This window comes from Sorangium sp. So ce131, assembly GCF_051519095.1.
Classification (GTDB): Bacteria; Myxococcota_A; Polyangia; order Polyangiales; family Polyangiaceae; genus Sorangium.
Map to the genome: position 1 here is coordinate 8,387,610 of NZ_CP150455.1, position 25,953 is coordinate 8,413,562.

The 25,953-nt window shown below is 71.8% G+C and carries 22 protein-coding genes; 5 read left to right on the forward strand and 17 right to left on the reverse strand.

The annotated features are described in order from the left end of the window. The first annotated feature begins 125 nt into the window (after window positions 1-125). On the forward strand, window positions 126-1,487 hold the full coding sequence (glmU, locus tag WMF43_RS30410; protein WP_437669988.1) for a bifunctional UDP-N-acetylglucosamine diphosphorylase/glucosamine-1-phosphate N-acetyltransferase GlmU: 1,362 nt from the start codon (window positions 126-128) through the stop codon (window positions 1,485-1,487). A gap of 92 nt (window positions 1,488-1,579) precedes the next feature. Here the strand turns inward: glmU and ribA are convergent, their stop codons facing one another. From ribA to WMF43_RS30470, 12 genes are all read right to left on the reverse strand, one after another. Beyond that, window positions 1,580-2,266 carry a GTP cyclohydrolase II gene (gene ribA / locus WMF43_RS30415; protein WP_437669990.1) on the reverse strand — a complete coding sequence of 229 codons (687 nt, stop codon included), beginning with the start codon at window positions 2,264-2,266 and terminating at the stop codon, window positions 1,580-1,582. Window positions 2,267-2,490: 224 nt separating this feature from the next. After that, complete coding sequence (locus WMF43_RS30420; protein ID WP_437669991.1) at window positions 2,491-3,000, reverse strand: sirohydrochlorin chelatase; 510 nt, start codon at window positions 2,998-3,000, stop codon at window positions 2,491-2,493. 41 nt (window positions 3,001-3,041) lie between these two features. Further along, window positions 3,042-4,844, reverse strand: coding sequence for an acyl-CoA dehydrogenase (locus WMF43_RS30425; protein ID WP_437669993.1), 1,803 nt, complete (start codon window positions 4,842-4,844; stop codon window positions 3,042-3,044). 109 nt (window positions 4,845-4,953) lie between these two features. Next, complete coding sequence (locus WMF43_RS30430; protein ID WP_437669995.1) at window positions 4,954-5,187, reverse strand: hypothetical protein; 234 nt, start codon at window positions 5,185-5,187, stop codon at window positions 4,954-4,956. A 182-nt stretch (window positions 5,188-5,369) separates the two neighbouring features. Further along, window positions 5,370-6,323 carry a hypothetical protein gene (locus WMF43_RS30435; protein WP_437669996.1) on the reverse strand — a complete coding sequence of 318 codons (954 nt, stop codon included), beginning with the start codon at window positions 6,321-6,323 and terminating at the stop codon, window positions 5,370-5,372. 204 nt (window positions 6,324-6,527) lie between these two features. Continuing rightward, window positions 6,528-6,716 (reverse strand): hypothetical protein, encoded by a 189-nt coding sequence (locus WMF43_RS30440; protein WP_437669998.1) that lies wholly within the window; start codon window positions 6,714-6,716, stop codon window positions 6,528-6,530. A 148-nt stretch (window positions 6,717-6,864) separates the two neighbouring features. After that, entirely contained in the window at window positions 6,865-10,185 is a 3,321-nt protein-coding gene (locus WMF43_RS30445; RefSeq protein WP_437670000.1) for an efflux RND transporter permease subunit, read from the reverse strand. Next, entirely contained in the window at window positions 10,182-11,585 is a 1,404-nt protein-coding gene (locus tag WMF43_RS30450) for an efflux RND transporter periplasmic adaptor subunit (protein ID WP_437670002.1), read from the reverse strand. Before WMF43_RS30450 ends, WMF43_RS30445 begins: the two co-directional genes overlap by 4 nt. A 1,013-nt stretch (window positions 11,586-12,598) precedes the next feature. After that, a complete protein-coding gene (locus WMF43_RS30455; RefSeq protein WP_437670004.1) occupies window positions 12,599-13,462 on the reverse strand; it encodes a hypothetical protein in 864 nt (287 codons plus the stop codon). 11 nt (window positions 13,463-13,473) lie between these two features. Next, complete coding sequence (locus tag WMF43_RS30460; RefSeq protein ID WP_437670006.1) at window positions 13,474-14,487, reverse strand: hypothetical protein; 1,014 nt, start codon at window positions 14,485-14,487, stop codon at window positions 13,474-13,476. Window positions 14,488-14,717: 230 nt separating this feature from the next. Next, window positions 14,718-15,530: a hypothetical protein gene (locus WMF43_RS30465; RefSeq protein ID WP_437670008.1), complete on the reverse strand. Its 813-nt coding sequence runs from the start codon at window positions 15,528-15,530 to the stop codon at window positions 14,718-14,720. A 594-nt stretch (window positions 15,531-16,124) separates the two neighbouring features. Beyond that, window positions 16,125-16,925, reverse strand: coding sequence for a hypothetical protein (locus WMF43_RS30470; protein WP_437670010.1), 801 nt, complete (start codon window positions 16,923-16,925; stop codon window positions 16,125-16,127). A 534-nt stretch (window positions 16,926-17,459) separates the two neighbouring features. Between WMF43_RS30470 and WMF43_RS30475 the strand changes: the two genes are divergently transcribed. Continuing rightward, complete coding sequence (locus tag WMF43_RS30475; RefSeq protein WP_437670011.1) at window positions 17,460-18,149, forward strand: HAD family hydrolase; 690 nt, start codon at window positions 17,460-17,462, stop codon at window positions 18,147-18,149. A 36-nt stretch (window positions 18,150-18,185) separates the two neighbouring features. Here the strand turns inward: WMF43_RS30475 and holA are convergent, their stop codons facing one another. The 3 genes from holA to WMF43_RS30490 form a co-directional block, all read right to left on the reverse strand. Beyond that, window positions 18,186-19,241 carry a DNA polymerase III subunit delta gene (holA, locus tag WMF43_RS30480; RefSeq protein WP_437670013.1) on the reverse strand — a complete coding sequence of 352 codons (1,056 nt, stop codon included), beginning with the start codon at window positions 19,239-19,241 and terminating at the stop codon, window positions 18,186-18,188. Window positions 19,242-19,397: 156 nt separating this feature from the next. Further along, window positions 19,398-20,234 (reverse strand): hypothetical protein, encoded by an 837-nt coding sequence (locus WMF43_RS30485; protein WP_437670015.1) that lies wholly within the window; start codon window positions 20,232-20,234, stop codon window positions 19,398-19,400. A 93-nt stretch (window positions 20,235-20,327) separates the two neighbouring features. Next, a complete protein-coding gene (locus tag WMF43_RS30490; RefSeq protein ID WP_437670017.1) occupies window positions 20,328-20,849 on the reverse strand; it encodes a hypothetical protein in 522 nt (173 codons plus the stop codon). Window positions 20,850-21,038: 189 nt separating this feature from the next. On the opposite strand from WMF43_RS30490, the gene WMF43_RS30495 reads away from it, so the two are divergent. Then, window positions 21,039-22,388 carry an SLC13 family permease gene (locus WMF43_RS30495; protein ID WP_437670019.1) on the forward strand — a complete coding sequence of 450 codons (1,350 nt, stop codon included), beginning with the start codon at window positions 21,039-21,041 and terminating at the stop codon, window positions 22,386-22,388. A 607-nt stretch (window positions 22,389-22,995) separates the two neighbouring features. Next, on the forward strand, window positions 22,996-23,751 hold the full coding sequence (locus WMF43_RS30500; RefSeq protein WP_437670021.1) for an SDR family oxidoreductase: 756 nt from the start codon (window positions 22,996-22,998) through the stop codon (window positions 23,749-23,751). Window positions 23,752-23,817: 66 nt separating this feature from the next. Here the strand turns inward: WMF43_RS30500 and WMF43_RS30505 are convergent, their stop codons facing one another. Beyond that, window positions 23,818-24,141: an ArsR/SmtB family transcription factor gene (locus WMF43_RS30505; protein WP_437670022.1), complete on the reverse strand. Its 324-nt coding sequence runs from the start codon at window positions 24,139-24,141 to the stop codon at window positions 23,818-23,820. A 197-nt stretch (window positions 24,142-24,338) separates the two neighbouring features. Here WMF43_RS30505 and WMF43_RS30510 point away from each other — a divergent pair, with 197 nt between their 5' ends. Next, on the forward strand, window positions 24,339-24,980 hold the full coding sequence (locus WMF43_RS30510) for a glutathione S-transferase family protein (RefSeq protein WP_437670024.1): 642 nt from the start codon (window positions 24,339-24,341) through the stop codon (window positions 24,978-24,980). A gap of 43 nt (window positions 24,981-25,023) precedes the next feature. Here the strand turns inward: WMF43_RS30510 and WMF43_RS30515 are convergent, their stop codons facing one another. Continuing rightward, the gene (locus WMF43_RS30515; RefSeq protein WP_437670026.1) at window positions 25,024-25,872 is read right to left on the reverse strand and encodes a CPBP family glutamic-type intramembrane protease; all 849 of its coding nucleotides are present in this window, start codon (window positions 25,870-25,872) and stop codon (window positions 25,024-25,026) included. Between the last annotated feature and the right edge of the window lie 81 nt (window positions 25,873-25,953).

The window sequence follows — 25,953 nt, forward strand, 5'->3', positions numbered from 1 at the left end:
GTGTCATCGGCGCTACGACGATGAGCGCGGCGGCGGGCCCGAGGGTGATAGGCTGCGGGGCGATGGCGAACGCCCAACAAGCCCCGCTCACCGCTGTCGTACTCGCCGCTGGACAAGGAACCCGGATGAAGAGCGCCCGACCGAAGGTGCTCCACGAGCTCTGCGGCCGGCCGATGATCCACTACGTCGTCGACGCAGCGCTCGCCGCCGGCGCCTCGGACGTCGTGGTCGTCGTCGGCCACGGCCGCGACGAGGTCTCCGCCTATCTGGACAGGGCGTTCGGCGCCCAGGGGAAGCGCGTCCGCACCGCGCTCCAGCCGGAGCAGCGCGGCACGGGCGACGCCGTGCGCTGCGCCATGCCGCACGTCCAGCCGAACGCCGAGGTGGTGCTGATCCTGTGCGGCGACACGCCGCTGCTCGACCCGGAGCAGCTCACGTTGCTCCGCGGGGCGCTCGACGGCGCGAGCGACGCGCCGCTCGCGCTGCTCACCGCGGTGGTCGCCGATCCGACGGGCTACGGGCGGATCCTGCGCGACGGCGCGGGCCGCGTGGTCGGCATCCGCGAGCACAAGGACGCGAGCGCCGAGGAGCGCGCGATCACCGAGGTGAACCCCGGCGTGTACCTCGCGCGCGGCGCGTTCCTCGAGCGCGCGCTCGCCGCGCTGACGACCGACAACGCGCAGGGCGAGCTCTACCTGACCGACGTCGTCGCCCAGGCGGCGAAGGCGGGCGGCGCCGCCGCGGTCGTGGCCCGGGACGTCGGCTCGCTCGTCGGCATCAACGACCGCGCGCAGCTCGCCGCGGCCGAGGAGGTGCTCTACGGCCGCATCGCCGACCGGCTGCGCAAGGGCGGCGTCACGGTCCGCGCGAGCGCCCGGATCGACGCGGGCGTGGTCGTCGAGCCGGACGCGGTGATCGAGCACGCGGTCGTGCTGCGGGGCCAGACGCGCGTCGGCGCGGGCGCGCGCGTCGACGTCGGCTCGGTCCTCACGGACGTGGTCGTCGAGGCGGGCGCCTCGCTGAAGCCGTACTCCGTCGCCTCGCAGTCGACGATCGGCGTGGGCGCGCAGATCGGGCCGTTCTCGCACCTCCGCCCGGAGAGCCAGATCGAGGCGGACGCGCACATCGGCAACTTCGTCGAGACCAAGAAGACCGTGGTCAGGAAGGGCGCGAAGGCGAACCACCTCGCGTACCTCGGCGACGGCGACATCGGCGAGGGCGCGAACGTCGGCGCCGGGACGATCTTCTGCAACTACGACGGCTTCAAGAAGCACCGGACCGAGATCGGCCCCGGCGCCTTCATCGGCAGCGACTCGCAGATCGTGGCCCCGGTGAAGGTCGGCGCGGGCGCGTACGTGGCCACGGGCACGACGGTGACCCGCGACGTGCCGGCGGACGCGCTGGCGATCGGCCGGGTGAAGCAGGAGAACAAGGAAGGTTACGCCGCGAAGCTCAAGGCGCGGCTGAAGGACGCCGCGAAGAAGTAGCGGCCGGGGGAGCGGGCGCGGCGGCGGGGGCGCCGCCTGCGGAGCGGGCGCGGCGGCGGGGGCGCGCCGCCAGCCGCCCGCCGGGTCCGGGGCTACTCGGCGTCGCTGGGCGCGGCGCTCTCGCCGCCCGCGCTGTCGCGCAAGGACGGGATGGCGTGGCCCATCCGGAGGCGCTTCGCCTCGAGGTAGGGCGCGGAGAAGGGGTTGGCCTGGATGATGGCCGGAGCGCGCGAGGCGATCTGCACGCCGAGCGCGCGGAGCGCCTCCACCTTGTCCGGGTTGTTCGTGAGGAGCCGGATCGACTCGATCCCGAGGTGCTCGATCATCGCGGCCGCCGGCTCGTAGCCGCGGGCGTCGTCGGGCAGCCCGAGGATGCGGTTCGCGTCGACCGTGTCGTGGCCGAACGCCTGCAGCTGGTACGCGCGGATCTTGTTGGCGAGCCCGATGCCGCGCCCCTCCTGCCGCAGGTAGAGCACGACGCCGAGCCCGCGGCGCCCGATCTCGGCCTGCGCCGACTCGAGCTGCTCGCGGCAATCGCACTTCAGCGATCCGAACACCTCGCTCGTCAGGCACTCGGAGTGGACGCGCAGCGTGACATCCGACTTGCCGCGCACGTCGCCCATGATCAGCGCCACGTGATCGGGCGAGAGGCCTTGCTCGGGGCTCGTCGTCGCGCCGAAGCGGAAGACCAGCATCTGGAAGAGGCCGAACCGGGTCGGTACGGGCGCCTGGGCGCGTATGTCGAGCTGAGGCCGGATCGCCGTCGTCGGGACGTACATCTCGCTCTCCTGGTGGAGGTATTTCGGGTCTATTGTCAAGCGGTTAGCGACATGTCGACCCGGGTCGCCACGCAGCGTCCGTCCAGTGACGACCTGGTCTCGTGGCGCCAGTCAGGTAGCGTAAGCACGGAACAGGGACAAGGTAACCTCTCCAAGTTGTTGCTCCAGGGACAGACGAGGGAATCCTTCCCTGCTCCGCCGTTCCGGTGGGGAGCTCCGGGGTCCTACTCGAGGTCCCGCGCGAGCTGCGCGGCGAGCAGGCGAGCGACCTCGGCGAGGTCGAAGGGCCAGGCGTAGCGGAGGGCGACGGTCGGGTGCTCGGCGCGCAGGCGCGCGATCGCCTCGGGGATCTCCACCTCGGAGTGCACGCCCCCGGGGGTGAGCATCGAGGGGACGACGGCGATCTCGGTCGCGCCCCGCTGCACGGCGGTCGCGACGGCCTCGGGCAGCGTCGGGGCGCAGAACTCGTTGTAGGCGACGAGCAGCTCGGCGCCGCCGAGGAGGGGCGCGAGCTCGGCGGCGAGGCGCTCGATGCCGGCGCGGTAGGGGTCGTTCTCCGGCGTGCGCGGCCACGCGCGGATCTTCGCCTCCAGGTCGCGCTCCTCCGGGCTCGGCGCCGCGCCTGCGCCGGCCGCCGCGCGGCGGCCCTCCAGCGCCTTGAGCCGCGTCACGAGCTCGCGCGGGCAATCCGCCGCCGGCGCCCCGTGCCCCACCAGGATGACTGCACGTTTCATTCGGTCGCTCTCCTTTTTACCGATGACCGGTCGCGCGCGCGTCAGAACCACTCCGGCCGCATCCTGGCGTACGCGTCGTCCCCCGAGCGGCAGAGCGCCGCGAGCGCCTCGACGCGGGGCAGCTCGGTCGCGAACCAGTACTGCGCCGCGCAGAGCTTGCCCTCGTAGAAGCCGGCGGGCGAGGCGCCCCGGGTGAGCCCCTCCCGGGCCGCCGCGGCCATGGCGAGCCACTGCCAGGCGACCACGATCACGGAGGCGAGCTCGAGGTAGTCCGCGCTGTGCCGCAGCATCAGCTCGACCTCACCGCGCAGGCCCGCCCCCGCGAGCTCCGCCGTCAGCTCGCCGAGCAGGGAGACCGACGCGGCGAGGCGCTCGCACCACGCCGGCTCGACCCCGGCCCGCTGCGCCCTGCCCACCACCTGCTGGATCTCGTCGCCGAGCGCGAGCAGCGCGGCGCCGCCCCCGGCCACGATCTTGCGGCCGAGGAGGTCGAGGCCCTGGATCCCCGTCGTCCCTTCGTGGATCGAGTTGAGCTTCTGATCCCGGAGCCACGCCTCCGGGAGGTACTCGCTCGAGTAGCCGTAGCCCCCGTGCACCTGGAGCGCGAGGGCGTTCGCCTCGAACCCCTTCTCGGCGGGGAAGGTCTTGGCGATCGGGGTGAGCAGGTCGAGCAGCCGCTGCGCGCGCTCCCGCTCGGACGCGCCCTCGGCGTGCGCCGCGAGGTCGGCGTAACGCGCCGTCGCGGCGACGAGCGAGAGGCTGCCCTCCACGATGGCCTTCTGCCGGAGGAGCATCCGGCGGACGTCGGCGTGCTCGACGATCGGCACCTGCGGCGCCTTCGGATCCTTCGCGCCGAGCGGGCGGCCCTGCGGCCGCGCGAGCGCGTAGCCGAGCGCCTCGTGGTAGGCGACCGAGGCGGTCGCGGCGGCGTTGGCGCCCACCATGAGGCGGGCCTCGTTCATCATCTGGAACATGTAGGCGACGCCCTGGTGGGGGCTGCCCACGAGGTAGCCGTGGCAGTCGCCGCGCTCGCCGAAGCTGAGCGAGAGGCTCGGCAGCCCGCGCCAGCCGATCTTGTGGATCACGCCGGCGACCTCGACGTCGTTCGGGACGAGCTCCCCGCCCTGGATCCGCCGCTTGGGCACGGCGAACAGGCTCACCCCTTTGATGCCCGGCGGCGCGCCGTCGATGCGCGCGAGCGCAAGGTGGACGATGTTCTCGGTGAGGTCGTGGTCGCCCCCCGAGATGAAGGTCTTCGCCCCGCGGATCAGGTAGTGCCCGGCCTCGGTCCTGGTTGCGCGCGTCTGCACGTCGGCGAGGCTCGAGCCCGCCTGGGGCTCGGTGAGCGCCATCGTGCCGGTCCACTCGCCGGCGTACAGCCGGGTCATGAAGGTGGCCTTCAGGGCGTCGTCGCCGAACGTCTCGAGGAGGTGCGCCGCCCCGGCCGTCAGGCCGAGGTAGCTGCACACGCTCAGGTTGCCGGCCATCAGGTACACGTTGGCGAGCGTCGCGACGAGCAGCGGCAGCTGCTGGCCTCCCACCTCGGCCGGCCGCGTCGCGCCGATCGTCCCGAGCTCGACCAGCGGCCGGATGAGCTCCGGGAGGGCGGGGTGCACCTTGACCGCGCCCCGCTCGAAGACGGGCGGCGCCTCGTCCATCGGCTTGTACGCCGGGAAGAGCACCTCGCGCGCGAGCCGCCGACAGCTCTGGAGGTAGAGGTCGAAGGTGTCCCGCGAGTGCTCGGCGAAATACGGGAGCTCCGAGAGGCGGGGCGCGTCGAGCACCTCGTAGAGGAGGAACTCGACGTCGCGGTCGTTGAGCAGGGGGTTCTGCCAGGGGGTCATGGTGTCTCGCCGGAGTTTGCGCAGACTGTACGAGCGCTTGTCGAGAGTCGCGTGGGATCGCCAACCAGCCAGAGCAACGCGCAGGTATCGAGGAGTACGCGCACGATCGTCAGCGCTCGGGCCAGTCTTCGGGGTCGAGCGGGAGCGATGGATCCTCGTGGAAGACGATCTTTCCTAGCACGGGATGAGGCTCCAGCGTCCTCGTGGTTACGCCGGGACGCTCGCTCGGAGCTCGTGTGGCGAGCACGATCACTTCTGCGGGGCCGGGTGGGAAATCCTCGGGGAGACGGATGGCGATCTCGTGATCGGCCGGGATGATGATGTTCAGCTTGTGCGCGTGCATGGCGACGTCCAGACCCTACCACCTCGGCCCTGCGGCCTCACCGAGGCCGATCTGCCGGCGCTCATCGGCGCGGGACGTGGGGCTTCCTCTGGCAGCGGTTCCACGAGGACTCGACGTCCTGGTGAGCCACCGGATCGCTCCGGGTCCGCTTCATCGCCGTGTCGGGCCGTGTCCCCGAGCCGTCAGGAGAGCACTTCAGCGGCGGTCTTCGCTCCAAGGACGTTATCGACCCAGCGGTCGAGGGTCGCGATGTCCGTGCATGCCTGGATGCGCGCGCTCTCGTGGTCGGTGAGCGCGATCCCCGCACGCGCGAGCAGGCGCAGCAGCGTGTCCGTCTTCCCCTTGAGTTCGCCCTCGCGGATGCCCTCGAGCTTGCCCTCGCGGATGCCCTCGAGCTTGCCCTCGCGGATGCCCTCGAGCTTGCCCTCGAGTTTGCCGCGATCGATGAGCTTTTGCACGAATGAGGGGAACGTCGCCTCACCTTCGATCTGTCGTTCCATGACCAACGCCTCCAGAGCCCGCCGCATGGGCTCGCGCAACCCGTTCCAGATAACTTGAAAGTATACCGCCGCGTGCTCCTGGTCGAGCCGCTCGAGAGCAACGAGCGCCGCGTGGACGACGGCGAGGCCGTTCGGCCCGTTGCCGTGGGCCACCGCCGAGAGCACGGCGAGCTCCGTCTCCTGCTCCGCCTCGGCTGGATCCGTGATCTCAGGCACGACGGCCGGACCGAGCACCAGCGGTCTGACGTGGCCCAAGCCCAGGCCGACGTCGATGTTCTCCGCCGCCCAGGCGGCCACGTCGGCGCCCGGTGCGACCACGAGGACGACCGTGCCACAGCGCTTCTTCGCGCGCACGACCGTGACGTAAACCGGCCAGGAGAACTTCTTGTCCGGGTCCTCGTCGCGCTGGACCTCGACGACGATCGCCAGCACGAGCGTGCCGTTCGTGTCCCGGAGCTCGAGCACCAAGTCGGCGCGGAACTCCACCGGGATGAACTGGTCGAGCGAGGACTCGACCACCGCGACCGAGGCATGCCGCGGCACATCGATATGAAAGAGGCTCTCGAGGAAGTGGGGCGCGAGCTCCGGGGTCTCCCGGAACATCTCGACGAAGGCGTTGTGCTCGAGCGTCGGCATGACGCTGGGCCCCTCGCACACGCCATGCCGGAGCGAACCGCCGGGAGAACGCGAGGAAGACTTCCCGTCAGGGGTGGCGGCGCCATGGCGGAGAGGGCGGCCGCAAGCCCACGGCACATCGGCCGAGCGGCCTGCCGCGGCGCGACGTGCGGCCGGCAGCAGCGGCTTGTTAGACCGAGAATGCCGTTCTACGCAGCTCGGCGCTCACAGCCGAGCTTTCCACGCGTCCGCATGGTGGTGCAGATTGATCACCGCTATCACGAGCACCAAGGGTTCTTCGAGGAGGAAGAAGACACCATGAGGGTGGACACGAACCAGCGCCCGACGAATGCCAGGCTCGATCTCAGGTAACTGGAGAGGGTTCTCTACGGCACGGCGGATCGTGACATCCACGTCCGACTCGAATCGGAATCCGAGATCACGTCGCTCCCGCTCGTTGCGAAGCGCGGCATCGAAGATTTCGGCCCCGCGGCCGAGCTATGGCTACGCTATCGTCGCGGGTGCCCGCGCCCTCTGCTGGCCGCGAATCCAACGACCGCCCCTAGCGCTCGGGCGCGGCCGGCTGCGCCGGGCCCACGTGGTGCGCGCGGCGCCGCGCCCGGAACCGCGCGACGGCCGCCTGCGCGTCGTCCGCGAGCACGTAGAACGCCGGCACGACGAGCAGGCTGAGCGCCGTCGAGACGAGCAGCCCGCCGATCACCGCGGCCGCCATCGGCGCCCGGATCTCGGCGCCGGGGCCGAGCGCCAGCGCCGACGGCACCGCGGCCATCAGCGTCGCGATCGAGGTCATCAGGATGGGCCGCAGCCGCACCGGGCCGGCGCGCAGCATCGCCGCGCGCGCGCTCATGGCCTCCCCGGCCCGCTCGGCGCGCCCGCCTTCGCGGTACATCCCGGCGTCGCTCACGCCCTCGCGGTACCCTTCGCGCCCCGCCTCGCCGTGGGCGTCATGCCCCGCGCGCCCGCCGTCGCTTCGCATCTCCTCATGGGTCGTGCGCCCGCCCTCGCGCCTCACCTCGATCGCGTGATCCACGAGGATGATCGAGTTCTTCTTCACGATCCCCATGAGCAGGAGGATCCCGATCATGCTGAAGATGTTCAGCGTGTGCCCGGTCAGGAACAGCGCGAACGCGGCGCCCGCGATCGACAGCGGCAGGATCGTCAGCACCGTGACCGGGTGCAGGAACGAGTTGAACTGGGACGCCAGCACCATGTAGGCGACCAGGATCCCGAGCACGAGCGCGAAGATGAGGCCGCCCATCGACTCGCGGAACGTCACGCTCGCGCCGCCGAGCACCAGGCGGTAGCCGGGCGGCAGGTCCCGGCCGAGCTCCTCGACGCGCGCGACCGCCTCGCCCTGCGAGCGGCCCGGCGCGACGTTGCCGAAGATCGAGATCGCGCGCTCGCGGTCGCGGCGCGTGATCGCCTGGAGCGCGGGGCGCTCCTCGTAGGAGACCACCGACGTGAGCGGCACCAGCGCGCCCGACGCGCTCCTCACCTGGATGCGCGCGAGGTCCTCGGGGCGGCTCCGCTGCTCGGCGAGCAGGCGCGCGCGCACGTCGATGCGGCGCCCGTTGTCGTTGTACTTCGCGATGCGCCCGCCGCCGATCAACGTGTTCAGCGTCGTCGCGATCGCCTCGACGCTCACGCCGAGATCCGCCGCGCGCGCCCGGTCCGGGACGATGCGCAGCTCGGGCATGCCGAGCTGGTAGTCCGTGTCGAGATCCACGACGAGGCCGCTCTGCGCGAGCTCGGCGCGGATGCGCTCGCTGTGCTCCGTGAGCTCCTCCCAGTCGGGGCCGCGGACCGAGAACTCGACCGGGAACCCGCGCTGGGCGGTGAAGCCCGACTGCGAGAGATCCTGGACCACGGCGCGCAGGCCCGGGTAGCCGTTCAGCTCCTTGCGGAGCACGCCCTGGAGGTCGGCCTGGGACAGCGACCGCTCGCCGTCCGGCTTCATGGTGACGAACAGGATGCCCGTGTTCACGGCGCCCCCGCCGAAGCCGCCGATCACGGAGAAGACCCGCGACACCGCCGGGCTCTCGCCCACGAACTTCTCGGCGCGCTGGAAGAGGCGATCCGTCTCCTCGATGTCCGAGCCGATCGCCGTCTGCAGGCGGACGAGGAGCCGGCCCTGGTCCTGCGACGGGACGAACTCCGTCGGGAGCCGCTGCAGCGTGACGACCGCGCCGGCGAAGAGGAGCGCGCCGAGCAGGACCACCGCGACCGGGAACCGGAGCGCCCGGGCCAGCGTCCAGCTGTAGCCGCGCGCGAGCGCCTCGAAACCGCGATCGACGAGCTGCCCGACGCGGCTCCGGCCCTCGCGGGAGACGTCGAGGATCTGCGCGCAGCGGGCGGGCGCCAGGGTGATCGCCTCCAGGTACGAGAGGAGCACGGCGATGCAGAGGGTCACGCCGAACTGGAGGAAGAACCGGCCGACCACCCCCTCCATGAAGATGATCGGGATGAAGATCGCGACGACGGCGAGCGTCGCGGCGAGCGCCGCGAAGGTGATCTCGGCCGTGCCCTCGCGGGCGGCGCGGACGCGGTCCTTCCCCCCCTCGGCGTGCCGGTGGATGTTCTCGAGCACCATGATGGCGTCGTCGACGACGATGCCGACGGCGAGCGAGAGCCCGAGCAGCGTGAAGGTGTTCAGCGTGAAGCCGAGGAAGTAGATCGCGGCCACCGTGCCGAGCAGCGACATCGGGATCGCCAGGACGACGTTGATCGTGCTCGAGAGCGAGCCGAGGAACATCCAGCAGACGAGCGCCGTGAGCGCGACGGCCATGCCGAGCTCGAGCTCGATCTCGTGGACCGACTCCTCGATGAACTTGGTGGAGTCGAAGTTGACCCCGACCTCCATCCCCTCGGGCAGCGTCTTCTGGACCTCCGCGAGCGCGGCCCGGACCCCCTTCGCGACCTCGACGGCGTTCGAGCCGCGCTGCTTCCTCACGCCGAGGCCCTGCGCGGGCTCGCCGTTCACCCGGGCGAGCCGGCGGACGTCCTCGAAGCCGTCCTCCACGAGCGCGACGTCCTCCAGGTACACCGTGGCGCGCGCCGACGACGGGGGGCCCGCCGCCTGGACGCCGGCGCCCGCCGGGGGCGCCGCGGCGGCGCCGGGATCGCCCTCGCGGACGACGATCTTCTTGAAGGTCGCGAGGTCGAGCGCCTCCCCCATGACCCGCACGTTCACCTCGCGCCCCTCGGTCTCGAGGCGGCCGGCGGGCAGCTCGATGTGCTGGCGCCGCAGGGCCTCGGTGACCTCGGCGACGGTGAGCCCCTGCGCGGCGAGGCGGTCAGCGTCGAGCCAGATGCGGACGTTGCGCTCCAGGTAGCCGCCCAGGGTCAGCTCGCCGACGCCGGGCACCGTCTGGAGCTTCTCCTTCAGCCGGTAGCGCGCGATGTCGGCGACGAGCTGGGGGGAGAAGGGGCCGGAGAGCCCGACCCACATGATCGGCTGGTCCTCCGGGTTGCTCTTGGAGACGACGGGCGGGTCGAGGTCGAGCGGGAGCTGCCGCTGCGCCTGGGAGATCTTCGTCTGCACGTCCTGGAGCGCGACGTCGACGTCGCGCGACAGGTCGAGCTCGATGGTGACCGAGGCGCTGCCCTGGCGCGCCGTCGACGTGATCGACCGGATCCCCTCGACCTGGACGGCCGCCTCCTCGAGCGGCTCGACCACGTCGTGCTCCATGATCTCGGGGGCGGCGCCCTCCAGCGAGGCGGAGATGGTGATGGTGGGGAAGTCGACGTCGGGGAACTGGCTGATGCCGATGCGCGACACGGCCACGAGGCCGAAGACGATGGTCGCCGCCATCAGCATCCAGGCGAAGACCGGCTTCCTGAGGCAAGCTTCGGTGAGGCTCATTGCGCGCTCCGCGTCGAGCTGGCAGGGGAGGTCGCCGGCGCGGAGCCGGCGGGTGAAGCGGGCGCCGCCGCGCCGGGGGCGGCAGGCGCCGCTGCGCCGGGGGCAGCGGGCGCCGCCGCGCCGGGGGCGGCAGGCGCCGCTGCGCCGGGGGCAGCGGGCGCCGCCGCGCCGGGGGCAGCGGGCGCCGCCGCGCCGGAGGCAGCGGGCGCCGCGCCGGGGGGAGAGCCGGGCGGCGCGGTACCGCCCTTGCCGCCGTGGCCCGCGGCGTCGCCCCCGGGCATGCTGCCCGGCGGCCCGACGCGGACCTGCGCGCCCTCGCGCAGCGCCTCCGCGCCGCGCACCACGAGGCGCTCCCCCGCGGAGAGCCCCGACTTGACCTCGACGCGCCCGTCCGGCGTGCGCAGCCCCAGCGAGAGCACGCGCTCGCGCGCGGTGGTGCCGTCGACCACGTACGCGAGGAACCCGCGCTCGCTCGGCCGCACGGCGGTCAGCGGGATGACCGGCGCGTCGCCGCTCGCGCCCACGGGCACGGTGACCTCGGCGAAGGTGCCCGGGCGGAGCAGGTCCTTGCCCTCGCCCTGCACCTCGCCGGTCACCGCGACCATGCGGGTCGCGGGATCGGCCGCGTCGGCGACGTGCGTCAGCTTCGCGGCGTGGGTGCGCGCGTCCCCCTTGATCTGGAAGCGGGCCTCCATGCCGGGCCGGACGCGCGGGGCCTCGGCGGCGGGGATCTGGAAGCGGAGCAGGAGCGGGTCGCGGCGGAGGAGCGTGGCGAGCACCGTGCCGACGGCGACGTGCTGGCCGGTCTGCACGGTGCGCGTCTGGATCTTCCCCTGGATCGGGGCGCGCACGTACGCGTCGCGGAGGTTGAGGAGCGCCTGGTCGACGGCGACCTTCGCCTCCGCGACCTGGGCCGCCGTCGTGGCCGCCTTCGAGCGCCAGGACGCGATGTCCTCCTTGCTGAACACGCCCTCGGCGCCCTCGGCCTCGCGCCGCTCGAGCCCCGCGGCGGCCTCGGCCTGCGTGGCGGTCATGCGGTCGAGCGTCGCGCGCGCGGCGCGGACCGCGAGGTTGTACCGCGCCGGGTCGATCTCGACGAGCACCTGCCCCTGCTTGACCTCGTCGCCCTCCATGAACCGAACCGCCTCGACGACGCCGGCGACGCGGGCGGTGAGCTGCACCTGCTCGAACGCCTCGACCGACCCGACGGCGGACACGGCGTACTCCACCCGCTCCGCCGAGACGGGCACGACCTCGACCGGGAAGCTCATCGCCTGCTTGCCGGGGCGGCGCCCCTGCTCGGGCGAGGCCTCCTCGCCCTTCTTGCAGGCCGGAGATCCGAGGAGTGCAAGCCCCGCCACAAAGGCGAGCGTGGAGATGCGAAGCGAGTGGAGCGCCATCGGGGGGAAGGCTTAGCGCAAGTCGCGGCCCCGCGCGCGGGGTGTGGGCGCGCGGCGCGCACCCCGGCGGCGGGCGCTGGCACGTCGCGAGGTGTCGCAGCGGCCCTCGGAGGGCGGGGCGGATTGCTCCAAACCGAGTCGGACCGACTCGGAGGGGGGCGCGGCGAGGTCGCGACATGGCGCAGCGGCCTCCGAAGGGCCGACGGCTCGATCTGGCCCGCGAGAGCCCACCTCGGAGGGGGGCGCGGCGAGGTCGCGACATGGCGCAGCGGCCTCCGAAGGGCCGACGGCTCGTTCCGGAACCGATACGGACGGCCTCGGAGGGCCGACGGCTCGTTCCGGAACCGATACGGACCGCCCCTCGGAGGGCCGACGGCTCGATCTAGAAGGGATCCGCTACCACTACCCCCTCGCGCGGGCCCCGATCGACTGGGTCGACTGCATCCCCGAGGGTCGACTCGCGAGGCCGGCCGGCAGACGCCGGCGACGCCCACGGCCTCACGGAGCCGGGCGTCCACGGGACCGGGGCAGCCCCGAGGTGTCTCACGGCGTGGCTTCACAGTCGCTGATGGGCCGACACGCCCGTTCGCAGATGTCCCCGTTCTCCTCCTTGGCGCCGGGCCTGCAGCAGGTCTTCTCCTCGGGGTCGGGGCACAAGCAGCGCCCGTGGATGCACTCCGTCCTGGTCCTCTCGGGATCACACTCCGCCGTTGAATCGCACGGAGGCGGCGTCTCCAAATCGACGTAGGCGTCGCCGCGGCAGGCCGCCAAGAGGAAACCCGCCAGGGCGGCTGCCCAGGAGACACACAGATGCCGATTCCAGATCCGCACCATGACACCAAACTCCTCGCTCAGAAGGATCCCGTAGATTCGAAGCAAGCGTCGAGCGTAGATCACGTTGCGCCTCGACCCCTTGTGGATGCCAGACTCGATGGTCCCGCGGCGGCCGCGGTGGAACCCCCAAAAGACGTGGCACGGGCGGCGGGAAGACAGACCCCGCCGGCGAGCTCTCGCTAATTGCACGGAGGGCAGTCCCCGCCACAATCTGCGTCCTCCTCGTCCCCGTTCCGCCGTCCGTCGCTGCACGTGCGTGGCTGGCACTTGCCACCGAAGCAAACGCCGCTCTCGCAGGTCTCGTCACCCCGGCACTTGTAGCCGTCGGCACAGGGATAGCAGCCGTAGCCGCAATCCACGTCGGTCTCGTTGCCATTCTGGACTCGATCGAGACACCTGTCCACGGAGCATACCCCGTCGGGTCCGCACACGCCCGTGATACAGTCGTACTTGTCGTTGCATGGCTGCGTTATCCTGCACGGGTCGCAGCGCCCGCCGCAGTCGGCGTCAGTCTCCCCGATGTCGTCGTCGAGCACGCCGTTCTTGCACTCGAGGGGGACGCAGTTGCCGTCGATGGAGCAGTAGAGCGCAGCGTCCGCGCAGTCTGCGTCGTACACGCATTCAACCTCCTTTCCATAACCGTTGCAGAACCCAGCGCCAGAAGGCGCAGGAGAAGGGGGCACATCCCTGTTGAAAGGCCCTGTGGGCTCGCAGACGTCGTCCGTGCACGGATTACCGTCGTCCCACACATCCTCGTCATCGCGCTCGAGGACGCGCCGGCCGTCATGACACAGGACGATCTCACAGTCGCCTCGGTACTGGCTCCTCGACACCTCGAACAGCTCGAGCTCGCAGGCGCCGTCGATGCAGGCCATCTGGCTGCACCGCGGGTCCACATCGGAAGGCAGCGCGCAGTCCGCTGCGGTCCTGCACTCCGGCGGCGGTTCGTAGGGGGGCGGCGGCGGGCTGTCCGAACAAGCGACCCATAACGGCGCGCTCATGAGTGCGCCGAGGGCGGTGACGAAACTTCTCCTCGTGTTCATAGATCCTCATGTCAGATGTCTACGTAGTCGACGTAGAGCGGGCACGCGACGCAGAGCCCGCCGCAGTCGACGCCAGCCTCATCGCCGTTCATGACTCCGTCGCCACAGGTCGCCGCGCGGCACACGCCGTCCACGCATACGCCGCTCTTGCAGGATTCGTGCGAGTTGCACCTCTTGCCGGCATCGCAGGCAGGACAGGATGGCGCGCCGCAGTCGACGTCGGTCTCGACGCCGTTGCGGACGCTGTCCCAGCATGTGGGGAGCGCGCACTTCCTCTCCTCTGTGCAGACCTGATCCTGACAGTCTCCCATGGTCAGGCATGCCTGCCCCGCGGTGCATGGATCGCAGGCGCCTCCGCAGTCGGTCGCTGTTTCCCCGAAGGGAGCATCGAAATCCCCGTCCACGCACCACTGTGGAACACACCAGCCGCGCCGAGAGCAGGCCACGGAAGATGGATTGCCGCAATCGCCTTCCGTCAAACACTCAACCAGGTTACCCTCGCCGTCGCAGCGCCCAGAGCTCTCCTCGGCCCTCCCCGCTTCTCTCGGGTGGTGCACGCCGACCCCGCTCGCACACGTGTCGACCGTACACTCGTTGCCGTCATTGAACGCGTCGCCCTCATCGGGTTCTTCAACGACCCGGCCCGCTTCGTCGCACCGTAGGGTCACGCAATCGCCAGGCCGCTGGTCCTGGATTTGCTCCGGCAAGGCGAGCCTGCAGACGCCGGCGATGCACGCGGCCTCGCCGCACCGGGCGTCGACGGGACCGGGGCAGTCCCGAGGCGTCTCGCAGCGCGCGGCCTTGCACTCGCCGATGGGCCGACACGCCCGCCTGCACTCGTCCCCCTCCTCCTCCCTCGCGCCGGGCTCGCAGCAGATCTCCTCCTCATCGGGGTTCGGGCACTGGCAGCGCCCGTCGATGCACTCCGTCTTGGTCCTCCCGGGATCGCACTCCGCCGTCGAATCACACGGAGGCTCCTCTTCCACATCGACGTAGGGGTCACCGCTGCAGGCCGCCCAGAGCACACCAGCCAGGGACACCGCGCACGAGACACGCAGATGCCGATTCCACATACAAGCCATGATACCAGGCTCCTCGTGCAGAAGGATCTCGCAGCGTCGAAGCGAGCTTCGAACGTCGAGCGCAGATCGCTTTACGGCGACAGCGCTCGAATTGCCTACGAAAGTCGATTGCCGCTGAAAGCGAGGGGGGGCGGCGTCACGCCGGGGCACGCCTCTGGCTGGGTAGATCAGGGCTACCACGGGAAGGAGAGCGCCACGCTGGGGGCGGTGCCGACGGCGGCCTCCACACGGACCTTGGCCTCCGGCGCGAGCAGGAACCCCGCCGCGACGGCGCCGCCGGCCGCGAGGCCGGTCCCGACGAAGGCGCCCACCGAAAGGGCCGTGAAGGTCTTCGCGCGCCGGTCGGCCTCCGCATGGGCGTCGCAGGCGGGGAGCGCCGGACGGCAACGGAAGACCTTCCAGCGCGCCCGGACGAAGGCGGCGTCCCGATCGCCGGCCGCGTCGTTCGCCTCCGCGACGGAGACGCCCCCGAAGGCGCCGAGCGCGACCGACGTGGCCGCGAGACCGCCCACGACCCACCACCGCAGCGCAGGGCGTTGTGTGGGACGAGGCGGCGCCGCGCCGGGCACGTCGACGGCCTCGCTCGCCAGGGGACGGGCCTGCGCGCCTTCGCCGGCGCTCCGGACGATCAGCCAGACGGTCCGCTCGCCGCCCGCGTCGACCACCACCGGCTCCTCGACCCGTGTACCACCGAGCTGCGCGCTCACGCGATGCCGGCCGGGTGCGACGAACACGGGGAGCGTGAGCGGGGAGACGCCGATCTGCCGCCCGTCCACCAGCACCGCAGCGCCCGGATCACTCACGCGCACGTCGAGCGCGCCGATGTGCCGGCGCGCCTCCGCGAAGTTGGCCCGCGCCAGCTCGTAGCTCTCCTTGAAGCCCGGCGGGACCCAGATCTTGGGTGCGTCGGGCGTTCCGACCATGTCGAAGTAGATCGAGAGAAACTCCGCCGCCGTGCGGAAGTCGCCCAGCCTGAAGGACAACATCCCCACACGAAACGCGTCGGAAGCGCTCTTTGTGAGCCGCCACAAGGTCAAGTGGATGTCACGCGCGTCCGCGATCCGTCCTTGATCCAGCAGCCGCTTGGCCTGGTCCAGCATCTCCCGCTCCGGCGCCGTCGACGGAGGACGCCGTGGGAGGGGCTCTGCCCCGGCGAGCGCCGGGCACGCCAGCAACAAGAGCGCAGCGGTCGCGCTGGTTCGTGAGCGTCGCATGATCTTGTCTCCCGGGACATCCACAGCGCCAAGAACCCCCTGTGCAGCGTGCGCGGCGCGGCGCTCCTCGAGCCCATGATGCAAGGGATCGCGCCGACGATCTCACGCCGTCGACCGGGCTGTCTTACCAGAGATCGCCGCACGGCTGCTGCATCAAGAACGCTGGAAAGGAATGCAGAGCTCGCGCTCGACACGCATTACGTCGAGCAACCAAACATTCTCACAATCACGAGGCACTACCCCGACAGGGAAGCTCACCCGTGCGAGGTGCGCCGTCGAGCACGCCTTCGGCAGATGCAACTGCTCACCCGCCCTGCGGCAAAGGTGGAGCTCGATCCCAGCCGAACAGGGGCCGCGCTGCCCGCGCTAAGGTCTCAGCGTCATCTGAACTTCGTGGTACTGAAAGCCGGAGATCGCTCCCATCGGGATGCCCGGATCCATCGTCCCGTCGCGACCACGCCTCAGATAGAGGGAGACCCGGCACCCCTCGGCGGGGAGGTCCGCCGGAAGCGCCTCCGGGGGGACCACGAACGAGCCCTCGTCGTCCATCGACCCCGAGGCGTGGTCCCAGGATACGTCGTCTCTGCAGGGGCTCGGCGCGTCGGCGTCGAAGGGCTGGAGGGACCACGCCATCTCATCGCCCTTGCCCAGCGGCTCCCACGCAAGGACCAGGTCCTCGCCGGACGCCACGCTGAGCTCGCTGTCCTGCTCCGGAGACGAGAGCGTCGGGCGCTCGGGCATCAGGACCACGGAATCATGGAACTCGTTGAACGTGACGCGGACTTCGCGGCCGGGCGCGGCATCCAGGAAGGGAGCACGGCACATGGCAGCGACGAGCTCGTCCTCCGGGTAGCTGTCCTTCCACAGGAAGCAGCGCAGCTTCGCCTCCTCCGAGCCGCTGTGCACGACGAAGGTGTCGGGGAGGTACTCGCCCTCCTGGTTGTCCCTGACGCCGAACGCGTTGATGTTGTCGACGTGCTTGAGGTGGGCCTCCGCCTCGGCGCGGAACTCGACCCCGTCGCGGAGGAAAGGGTCGCTGTATCCGTACACGCTGACGCGGACGAAGTCGCCCTCCCCGAGCGGCCTGTACTCGTCCGGCCCCAGACAGGCCGCGCCCGCGAGGACTGCGGCGAACACTCCAGCCAGCCGCCCGACGTTCTTGAGCACGGTGCCCCTCCTCACGACTCGGCGCCAGGTGCCCCGGGGAGGCCTGCCACGGGTACCACGCCCGAGGCGCTCAGTTGCCGCTTGCCCATGCGCGGTACGTTAACCGGCATCCTCGCGTATCGATCGTGGAGACTCCGTGGCGTAACTCAAAGTCGCAAGCGATGTCATTTACGTTTTATGAACATAAATTACCGACAAAAATAAGCGGCATGGCGAGGAAATATTTGTCGTCTCATGGGAATGGTTTGTGGGGGCAGTTATTGAGGAGGCGTGTCCGGGCACCGTGCCGGCTGACGAGCGCCAGGCTGACCCGCAGAGGAGCGCCGGGCGGATCGGTGTCCCGCGGCGCGAGCCGCTGAGTTTCGGCCCGGTGGCCGGTGCGCGCGGCGGGGCGCGACGGGCAAGCCGGCGCGGCCTGATGAGGCCGCCGTGACACGTCACCCTCGCCGCTGCGACGCGGGGCCGTTACGATGAGAGGGCGCCCTGCCGTCCGCCGCCTCGACCGCGCCGGACATCGCGCCCAGGAGCTCCCGGATGAGACACCACGGAACCGTCCTCCTCTTCGACATCGACGGCACCCTGCTCTCCACCGGCGGCGCAGGCCGGCGGGCCATGGAGCGCGCGTTCGAGCGGTGCGCCGGCCGGCGCGACGCGTGCGAGGCGTTCTCGTTCGCCGGCATGACCGACCGGGCGATCATCCGGGCCGGGCTCGAGGCGATCGGGCGCGAGGTCACCGAGGCCGCGATCGACGCGCTCCTCGCGATCTACGTCGAGCTCCTCGCGGAGGAGATGGCGGTCACCGGCGAGGCCCGCGTCCACCAGGGCGTGCTCGAGGCGCTCGACGCGGCCGCCCGGCGCTCCGGCTGCGCCATCGGGCTCGGGACGGGGAACGTCCGCGTGGGCGCGCAGGCGAAGCTCACGCGCGTCGGCATCTACGACCGGTTCGCGTTCGGCGGCTTCGGCTGCGATCACGAGCGCCGGGACGAGCTCCTGCGCATCGGCGCGGCGCGCGGGGCAGCGACGCTGGGGGCGCCGCCCGAGGCGTGCCGCGTCGTCATCATCGGCGACACGCCGAAGGACATCGCGGCCGCCCAGGCGATCGGGGCCGAGTCGATCGCGGTGGCGACCGGGACGTACGACACCGCGGCGCTGGCCGCGTGCGGCCCGACCCACTGTTTCAGCGATCTCGGGGCGAAGGGCGCGCTCGAGGCGCTGCTCGGGTAGGCGCGCCGTACCTCGCCCGGCGCGGGCGCGTCCCGCTCAGCGCGAGCACATCTCGATGAGCATCGTCTCGAGCACCGCCTGCGCCGGGCGGCGGCTGCTCTTCAGCGCGAGGTCGGTCTCGGCGAGCGTGCGCATCCAGCCGCCGAGCGCGCCCTTCGGGAGCGTGCGGAGGGTCTGCGCGTACTCGCCGGCCTTGAACGGGGCCACGCCGGCGCGCTGGGCCGCCTCGGCCTGGCTCGCGCCCGCGGCGAGCGCCGACTCGAACTTGACGAGCTGGCGGACCGACCACGAGACCGCGCCGAGCAGGCGCAGCCCGCCGTCGCGCGGGTCGTACGCGTCGGCGAGCGCCGCGAGGGCGCGGTCGAGGCGCCTCCGGCCGAGCGCGTCGATGAGCTCCCAGACGGTGCTCTGCCGGACGCGGATGACGACCTGCGCGATCGCGTCCTCGGTGATCGGCTGCTTCGGGCCGACGTAGAGCGAGAGCCGCTCGATCGCGTCGACCACGTAGCCGAGCTCGGGCCCGGCGAGCTCGGCGAGCTGGTCGGCCACGTCGCCCGAGATCGGGTTGCCCTTCTCGCGGGCGATGGCGGTGATGAAGCCGGGCAGGGCGCGGCGGTTCAGGGGCTCGCACGCCACGAGGAAGTCGCCCTTCTTGGCGGCGGTGACGATGCGGCGCTGGCCGTGGAGCTTCGTCGCGACGAGCACGAGCACCGCGCTCGGCGAGGGCGCCTTGGTGTACTCCGCGAGCGCGTCGAGCGGGCTCGCCTGCTTCGACGCTCCCCGCTTGCCGCCGGCGCCGCCGCGCTCGTCGTCCCCGCCCTCGCCGTCGTCGCCCTCGTCCTTCTTCTCCCAGCGGTCGACGCCGCGGACGAGCACGAAGCGGCGCGGGGCCATCATGGGGAGCATGCGGGCGGCGCCGAGCACGGACTCGACCGGCGTGTCGCCCGCGGTGAACTTGTCCTCGTTGAAGCCGGCGATTCCCCCCTTCGCCGCCGCTTCCCGGATCGCGGCCACCACGCGGTCGACGAACCAGCGCTCTTCCCCCAGCACGAGGTAGACCGGGCGAAGGTTGCCTGAGGCTGCTTCCTTCAACGCTTGGTCGGGCGTCACCGCTCCGGCATCGGGCGTTCAGGCGGGTGCGTCAAGGCCGACGCGACGACCGGCCGCGCGGCGGCTCGGATCGCGGGTCCGGCGCGACCTGCGCGGTGCCGCGCCGAGACGCGCAGGGTCGCCGACGTGGGGTGGTCGTCAGTGGCGGAGCTTCATCTCGAGCTGCTCCCGGGCCTCTGGGGGAAGCGCATCGAGGATCTGCTCGACCGTGAGCCCAAGCAGCCGCTGCTCCGGCGTGAGGCCCCGGACGCGGAGCTCGGGAGGGATCTGATCGATGATCTCGGCGAAGACCTCTTCGTAGCTCTTCCGGGCCGCATCGATGTCCCTGATCGCCATGTTACCCCGCTTCTTCCGGAACTGCTCGACCTGCTGGTACAGGGCAGTATAGACCCGCGCCTCCTCTGCATCCAGCGGCAGGATCCCTTCCGGCACCGTCAGGTAGGCGCGCGAGAACGCATACAGCAGCCGCTCCGTCGCTCCCCCGCGGCACGCGTCGCGCGTCTCCACGCCGTGCAGCAACAGGCCCGCGAGCTCGCCGCGCCACAGCCCGCCCCCCGTCGGGACCAGGCTGCCGCGCAGCCGCTCCACTTGCTCGACGAACCCTGAGGGGATTCGATCACAGACCACCATGAGGCACAGCTCCGCCGGGTCCCCGACCTTCGCCATCCGCATGTACTGCGCAGCGTAGCCGAGCAGCGTCAGCGCATCGCCGGGCTCGAGATCGTCGGTCGGACCCTTGTGCTCGATCAGCGTATGAGGGCGCAGGTGAGCGAGGATGCTGCGGATCTTGCGCGCCGTGCCGGCCGCCTCCTGCACGCGGCGCACGACGACGATGTCCACGCGCTGCGGGAGGCGCGTCAGCAGGAACTCGGGCAAGAGCTGCCAGCCCTCGGGCAGGTACAGCTCGAGCAACGCGACCAGCATCGGATGCCACGCGGTGGTGCTCTCGACCTCGGGGAGCTCTGCTTCGGCCATCGCAGTCCTCGGGCTTCTAGGCCCAGGGCGCCCACCAGGCCAAGTCCGTCGCGCCAGGTCGTGCCAGCGCTCCGACCTCTCCTGCGCCCCTCGTCACGGCAGCGAGAACGGGACGTCCACGCGCACGCGCGCGCCTGGCGGCGGAATCGAGAGCGGCGGGAGCGCGGTGGCCAGGCAGGCCGTGACCTCGGGGCGCGCGGTCTCGCGATCCTCGATCACGCCGCGCGCGATCTGCCGGCCCTGCGCGTCGAAGGTGATGTTGAAGATGTACTTCACGACCGGCCGGTCCGGCTGCGCCGCCATCGCCGGCGTGTAGCAGCGTTGCGTCAGCGCCGCGCGGTGCGCCTCGAGCGCCTCCACCGCGCGCCGCGCGACCTCATCGCGCGGCGCCGCGCTGGGCGCCGGCGTCGCGTCAGGCGCCGGCGTCGCGCTGCGCGCCGGCGCGTCGGCTCCGGGCGCGCGCTCGTCGCGGCGCGCCTCCAGCTCGCGCGCCTCCGGCTCGCGCGCCTCCGTCTCACGCGCCGCCGGGCCGTGGCGGAGGCCGAGGTAGACCGCGGCGGCGATCATCGCGCTGCCGAGGAGGATCGCCGTGGAGGTCGAGAGCTGCCTGCCCATGCCTTGTGTTCCCGCGGAACCCAGGGTGAGCGCCGCGCCGGCGCCGGTCCACGGCCGCCGCTGCTTACCCGGAATTCACGCCGGCGGCGAGACGGCTCCGGACCGCGGCGGCGCCGCCGCCTCGGGCAAGTCCGCGCGCCGCCACGGCCCGTTTGACAGGCGCGCGCGCGGCCGCTCAGATGCGCCGCCGTGTGGTCCGTCCTCCTGGTCTTCGCCGCGACGTACATCCTCATCGGGGCGCGCCGCCTGTCTATCCTCCCCATTGGGCGCCCGGCCGGCGCGCTCGCGGGCGCGTGCGGCATGGTCCTCCTGAGCGTGGTCGACCCCGGCGCCGGCCTGACCCCGGAGGCGGCGTTCGCCGCGGTCGAGCCGAACACCATCGGCCTGCTGCTCGGCATGATGCTGCTCTCGGCGTCGCTCGACATGGCCGGGGTGTTCGAGCGCGCCGCCGCGTGGGTCGCGCGGCGGCGCCTGTCGCCGGTCCGCCTGCTCTACCTCGTCACGCTGGCCTCCGGGCTGGCCTCGGCGGTGCTGCTGAACGACTCGGTCTGCGTGATGCTGGCGCCGCTCGTCGACAGGACCACCCGGCGCGCCGGGCTCGATCGGGTCCCGTACCTGCTCGCGCTCGCGATGGGCGCCAACGCCGGCAGCGCGCTCACGCTCGCGGGCAACCCGCAGAACATGCTCGTCGGCCACCTCTCGGGCATCTCCTACCGCACCTACCTGCTGGAGGCAGGCCCGGCCGCGCTGATCGGGCTCGCCGTGACCGCGGCGATGTTGCACCTCCTGCTCCGGCGCCGCATCGCGGCGCGGGCGCCTTCGCTCGACCTCACCCCCGAGCCCGCGAGCGACCCGGCGCAAGGCCCGGCGCAAGGCGCGGCGGCCCCACCCGGGAGCTCGCGGCCGAGCGCCGCGGTGCCGGGGAGCTCGCGGCCGAGCGCCGCGGTGCCGGGGAGCTCGCGGCCGAGCGCCGCGGTGCCGCTCGCCTGCATCGCGGTCGTGTCGGTCCTGTTCGTGCTCGGCGCGAACCTCGCGTGGACGGCGATCGGCGGCGCCACCGCGGCGATCCTCCTGCACCGGCGCGACGCGACCGGCCTGTTCGACCGGGTGTCGTGGACCGTGCTCGTGTTCTTCGGCGCCCTGTTCATCGTCGTGGCCGGCCTCCAGAAGACCGGCATGCCCGAGCAGGCGCTGCGCGCCGCCAGCCCCTACCTGCCAGCCGGGCCGGCGATGGGCATCCTCGGGCTGAGCATCGCGATGCTCGTCGGCTGCCAGATCGTCTCCAACGTCCCCTTCATCCTGCTCGCGGAGTCGTACATCCGGAGCCAGCCCGATCCGCACCTCGCCTGGATCGCCACGGCGCTGATCTCCACCCTCGCGGGCAACTTCACGCTGCTCGGCTCCGTGGCGAACATCATCGTCGTGGAGACGGTCGGCGCCGAGCGGGAGATCGGCTTTCGCTCGTACGCAAAGGTGGGTGTCCCCGTGACGCTCGCCTCGTGCGCCGCGTCGCTCCTCTGGCTCCTGCTCGTGCGCTGAGCCGCGGCGGGGTCGCGGCGCGCGCCCCGCCGACGCGCGCGGCCCCGCGGCGCGTCACGCGCCGTGCCGCGCCCAGCGCGCCTCGCGCTCGCGCTCGCGCCGGGGCGGGAGCCCACGGCGCGCCGCGGGGCGCGCGCCGCGACCCCGCCGCGGCACGTGGAGATGGCGGCCGAGCCACGCATGGATCAGGGAGACCCCCACCGCAGCACAGAAAGCCGGACCCACGAGGAGATGCACCATGGACCGCAGCGCTCGTTGAACTGGACGCCTATCCATGTAGGTCAGCGTACCATGTCCAACGTTTGCGTCGCGGCGCATCGCGTTAATACACCCCCCACGGCCGGTTCGAATGGATCGATCCGGCAACTCGGCGACGAAAACGACGGAATGTTCTTGTATTGCTGGATCACCGTCGTTTACACCTGCCGCGATCGACCTCCACGCTCGCCCGCGGCCGACCTCGATGGGCTGAGCGCGCCACCCGGCCATCCCGCGCCGGGGGGGCTCCCGGTCACGTGCGCGGCGCGGCCGCGCGCCTCCTCCGCCCGGCGCACGGGCTGGAGGCGGTCGTTGTCCCCCACCTCCATTCCCCTGAAGAGGCCCTCTCATGGCGCATGATCTCTCCGAACGCGTTGCCCTCGTCACCGGCGCTTCCCGTGGCCTCGGCGCGGCCATCGCCCGCACGCTAGCGGGCGCCGGCGCGCGGGTGGCGGTCAACTACTTCGGCAGCGCCGACCGGGCGGCGCGCCTGGTCGAGGACATCCGCCGGAGCGGCGGCCAGGCCGAGGCGTTCCAGGCCGACGTGCGCGACGAGCAGGAGGTCGCCCGCCTCGTCAGCGACGTGCAGGGCCGCCTCGGCCCGATCGACGTCCTCGTGGTCAACGCGACCGGCCCGCAGCCGTACGTCAAGCTCGAGGAGCTGACCTGGAAGCACTGCCTCGACCAGCTCGAGTTCTTCGTGAAGAGCCCGGTGCTCCTCGCGAAGGCGGTGGTCCCCGGGATGAAGGCGCGCCGCGCCGGCCGGATCATCCAGATCGGCTCCGAGGTCTTCGAGCAGGGCGTCCCCGAGTTCTCCAGCTACGTCTCGGCCAAGGGCGCCCAGCTCGGCCTCACGCGCTCCTGGGCGCTGGAGCTCGGCCCGTGGGGGATCACCGTCAACCTCGTCGCGCCCGGCTGGATACCGACCGAGCGCCACGAAGGCGAGGTGAACGCCAACAAGGAAGCCTACGCCGCCGGCGTGCCGCTCCGGCGCATGGGCGTGCCGACCGACGTGGCCGAAGCCGTCGCGTTCCTCGCGTCCGACGCGGCCGGGTTCATCACGGGCCAGAAGCTGTCCGTGAACGGCGGCAGGACGCTCGCCTGAAGACGACCGTCGGCCCGCGACGCCGCCGGGCGCGCCGTCGGCGTCGTCGCCCGCGGGCCGAGGCCCTCAGTGCCTCTTCTTCCGCTCCGCCTCCTCGACGGCCGCCGCGTGGAAGGCGCCGAGGACGTCGTCCCAGAAGCTCTCGACGTACGAGCGCAGCGCGCTCAGCCCCTCGCGATCCACCTCGTAGAAGTTGTGGCGGCCGCGCTTGTGGCACCGGAGCAGCCCGGCGTCCTCCAGGACGCGCAGGTGCTGCGACACCGCAGGACGGCTCACGCTCACCGTCCTGGCGATATCGCCCACGGAGAGCGGCTGCGCGCGCACCCGCTCGAGAATCTGCCGGCGCGTCGGATCAGCGAGCGCCGCCAGCACCGCACCGACGGGATCCATGCCTCCCAGCATGCGCAGGCGCACGGGTCGCCACAACAACGATCTTCCGCTTGACCGGGGCCGACACAATCGGTAAGTATTGGCTTACGCATCACGACACGCGAGGAGCCGCGCGGCGCAGCGGAGAGCCGGGCCGCGCGCGCGTGTTCACGTGTTCCCTTGCCGAGAATGCCGAGAATGCCGAGAAGGAGCTCGAGATGTCGCGCACGATCCTCTACGGGACGCCTGGATCCACCTATGTCTGGAGCGCGCAGATCGCGCTGGCCGAGAAGAAGATTCCTTATGAGTTTGCCGAGGTCGCCTTCGGCGCGCACCGGGAGATGCCGCACCTCGGGCGGCACCCGTTCGCGAAGGTCCCCGCGTTCGATCACGACGGCTTCGTCCTTTACGAGACGCAGGCGATCCTGAGGTATCTCGATCAGGTGGTCCCCACCCCTCCCCTCCAGCCGAGCGATCCGCGCGAGGCGGCGCGCATGAACCAGACGGTCGGGATCGTCGACGCCTACTTCTGGCGCGCCGCGGGCCCCGGCATCGTCGGGCAGCGCCTGTTCGCGCCGATGCGGGGGCTCGCGCCGGACGAGGCCGCGGTGGCGGCGGCGGTGCCGGTCGTGCGGACGAGCCTCGCCGAGCTCGATCGGCTCCTCGGAGAGCGGCAGTTCCTGGCGAGCGATCAGCTCACGTTCGCCGACATCATGGTGTTGCCGATCGTCCGTTATCTCCAGCTGACGCCCGAGGCGTCGCTCCTCGAGCCGCACCCGCGCCTCCGCGCCTGGAGCGAGCGGCTGTCGGCCCGGGAGAGCGTGCGAAAGACCGAGCCGCTGCTGGCGCGGAAGCGCTGAGCGGGCGCGGCGCGCCGCGCCGCACCGCGCGGGAGGCCGCAGATCAACGCGCGATGAGCCCCTGATGCCAGAGGGAGAGCAGATCCATCGACATCGCGACGGCGACGTGGATCGCGCAACCGCCCCAGATGGAGTCGCTCTTCAGGCTCACCGTGCCGAGGACGAAGCCGGCGAGCACCGAGCCGAGGGTCTCGGGCAGGGGCTTGCCGAAATGGATCATCGTGTAAGGCACCATCATGGCGAAGATCGACGCGTAGCCGAGCACGCGGCGGAGCCCGTGGAGGAAGAAGCCGCGGTAGAAGAACTCGAGCGCGGCGAACTGCGCGGCGTAGAGGGCCTCCCACGCCCAGAACCACGGCCACAGGGCCTCGCCCGGCGCGAGCTTGTAATAGGGATATTTCGCCTGGAACGCCGGCGCGAGGGACGCGGCGTAGAGGACCGGCGCGAGGACGGCGAAGAAGAACGCGTAGACGGGCAGGTGCCGGGCCGTCCCGCGGACGCGGAGGCCGAAGCTCCGGAGCGGCTCGCGCAGCACGAGGCGCGCGACGAGCAGCGTCGGGACGAGGTACCCGACGAGGCGGCCGGCCGCCCAGACGACGCGCTGGTGGAAGCGGCGGTCCGGCGAGGTGTTCAGCGCGTCGTGGAGCCACGCGGCGGCGTCGTCGAGGCCCGCGGCGCGCAGGCCCTGGACCATCCAGCGCGTGTCGTTCTCGTTGCCGGCGAAGCGGACGAACGTGAGCACGCCGATCACCGTGAGGAACACGCTCACCATCCGGCGCGTGACCTCCCCCGCGGGCGTGGTCGTCCGGTAAAGCAGGGCCTCGGCGTCGATCCGGTCGCGCAGATCGACGGCGTACTCCTGCCAGATTCCGCGGAAAAAACGTGCGATCACGCGCAGTGATTACCAGAACCCGCGCGCCCGGCACAATCCGGAAGGCCGCCGCCCCGGCCCGCGGCGCGGCCCGCTCCGCGG

Bases quoted from the DNA above. Each gene is read 5' to 3' on its own strand.
- glmU (WP_437669988.1), top strand. From the start codon at position 126: ATGAAGAGCGCCCGACCGAAGGTGCTCCACGAGCTCTGCGGCCGGCCG.
- ribA (WP_437669990.1), bottom strand. From the start codon at position 2,266: ATGTACGTCCCGACGACGGCGATCCGGCCTCAGCTCGACATACGCGCC.
- WMF43_RS30420 (WP_437669991.1), bottom strand. From the start codon at position 3,000: ATGAAACGTGCAGTCATCCTGGTGGGGCACGGGGCGCCGGCGGCGGAT.
- WMF43_RS30425 (WP_437669993.1), bottom strand. From the start codon at position 4,844: ATGACCCCCTGGCAGAACCCCCTGCTCAACGACCGCGACGTCGAGTTC.
- WMF43_RS30430 (WP_437669995.1), bottom strand. From the start codon at position 5,187: ATGCACGCGCACAAGCTGAACATCATCATCCCGGCCGATCACGAGATC.
- WMF43_RS30435 (WP_437669996.1), bottom strand. From the start codon at position 6,323: ATGCCGACGCTCGAGCACAACGCCTTCGTCGAGATGTTCCGGGAGACC.
- WMF43_RS30445 (WP_437670000.1), bottom strand. From the start codon at position 10,185: ATGAGCCTCACCGAAGCTTGCCTCAGGAAGCCGGTCTTCGCCTGGATG.
- WMF43_RS30450 (WP_437670002.1), bottom strand. From the start codon at position 11,585: ATGGCGCTCCACTCGCTTCGCATCTCCACGCTCGCCTTTGTGGCGGGG.
- WMF43_RS30455 (WP_437670004.1), bottom strand. From the start codon at position 13,462: ATGAACACGAGGAGAAGTTTCGTCACCGCCCTCGGCGCACTCATGAGC.
- WMF43_RS30465 (WP_437670008.1), bottom strand. From the start codon at position 15,530: ATGTTGTCCTTCAGGCTGGGCGACTTCCGCACGGCGGCGGAGTTTCTC.
- WMF43_RS30475 (WP_437670011.1), top strand. From the start codon at position 17,460: ATGAGACACCACGGAACCGTCCTCCTCTTCGACATCGACGGCACCCTG.
- WMF43_RS30485 (WP_437670015.1), bottom strand. From the start codon at position 20,234: ATGGCCGAAGCAGAGCTCCCCGAGGTCGAGAGCACCACCGCGTGGCAT.
- WMF43_RS30490 (WP_437670017.1), bottom strand. From the start codon at position 20,849: ATGGGCAGGCAGCTCTCGACCTCCACGGCGATCCTCCTCGGCAGCGCG.
- WMF43_RS30500 (WP_437670021.1), top strand. From the start codon at position 22,996: ATGGCGCATGATCTCTCCGAACGCGTTGCCCTCGTCACCGGCGCTTCC.
- WMF43_RS30505 (WP_437670022.1), bottom strand. From the start codon at position 24,141: ATGGATCCCGTCGGTGCGGTGCTGGCGGCGCTCGCTGATCCGACGCGC.
- WMF43_RS30510 (WP_437670024.1), top strand. From the start codon at position 24,339: ATGTCGCGCACGATCCTCTACGGGACGCCTGGATCCACCTATGTCTGG.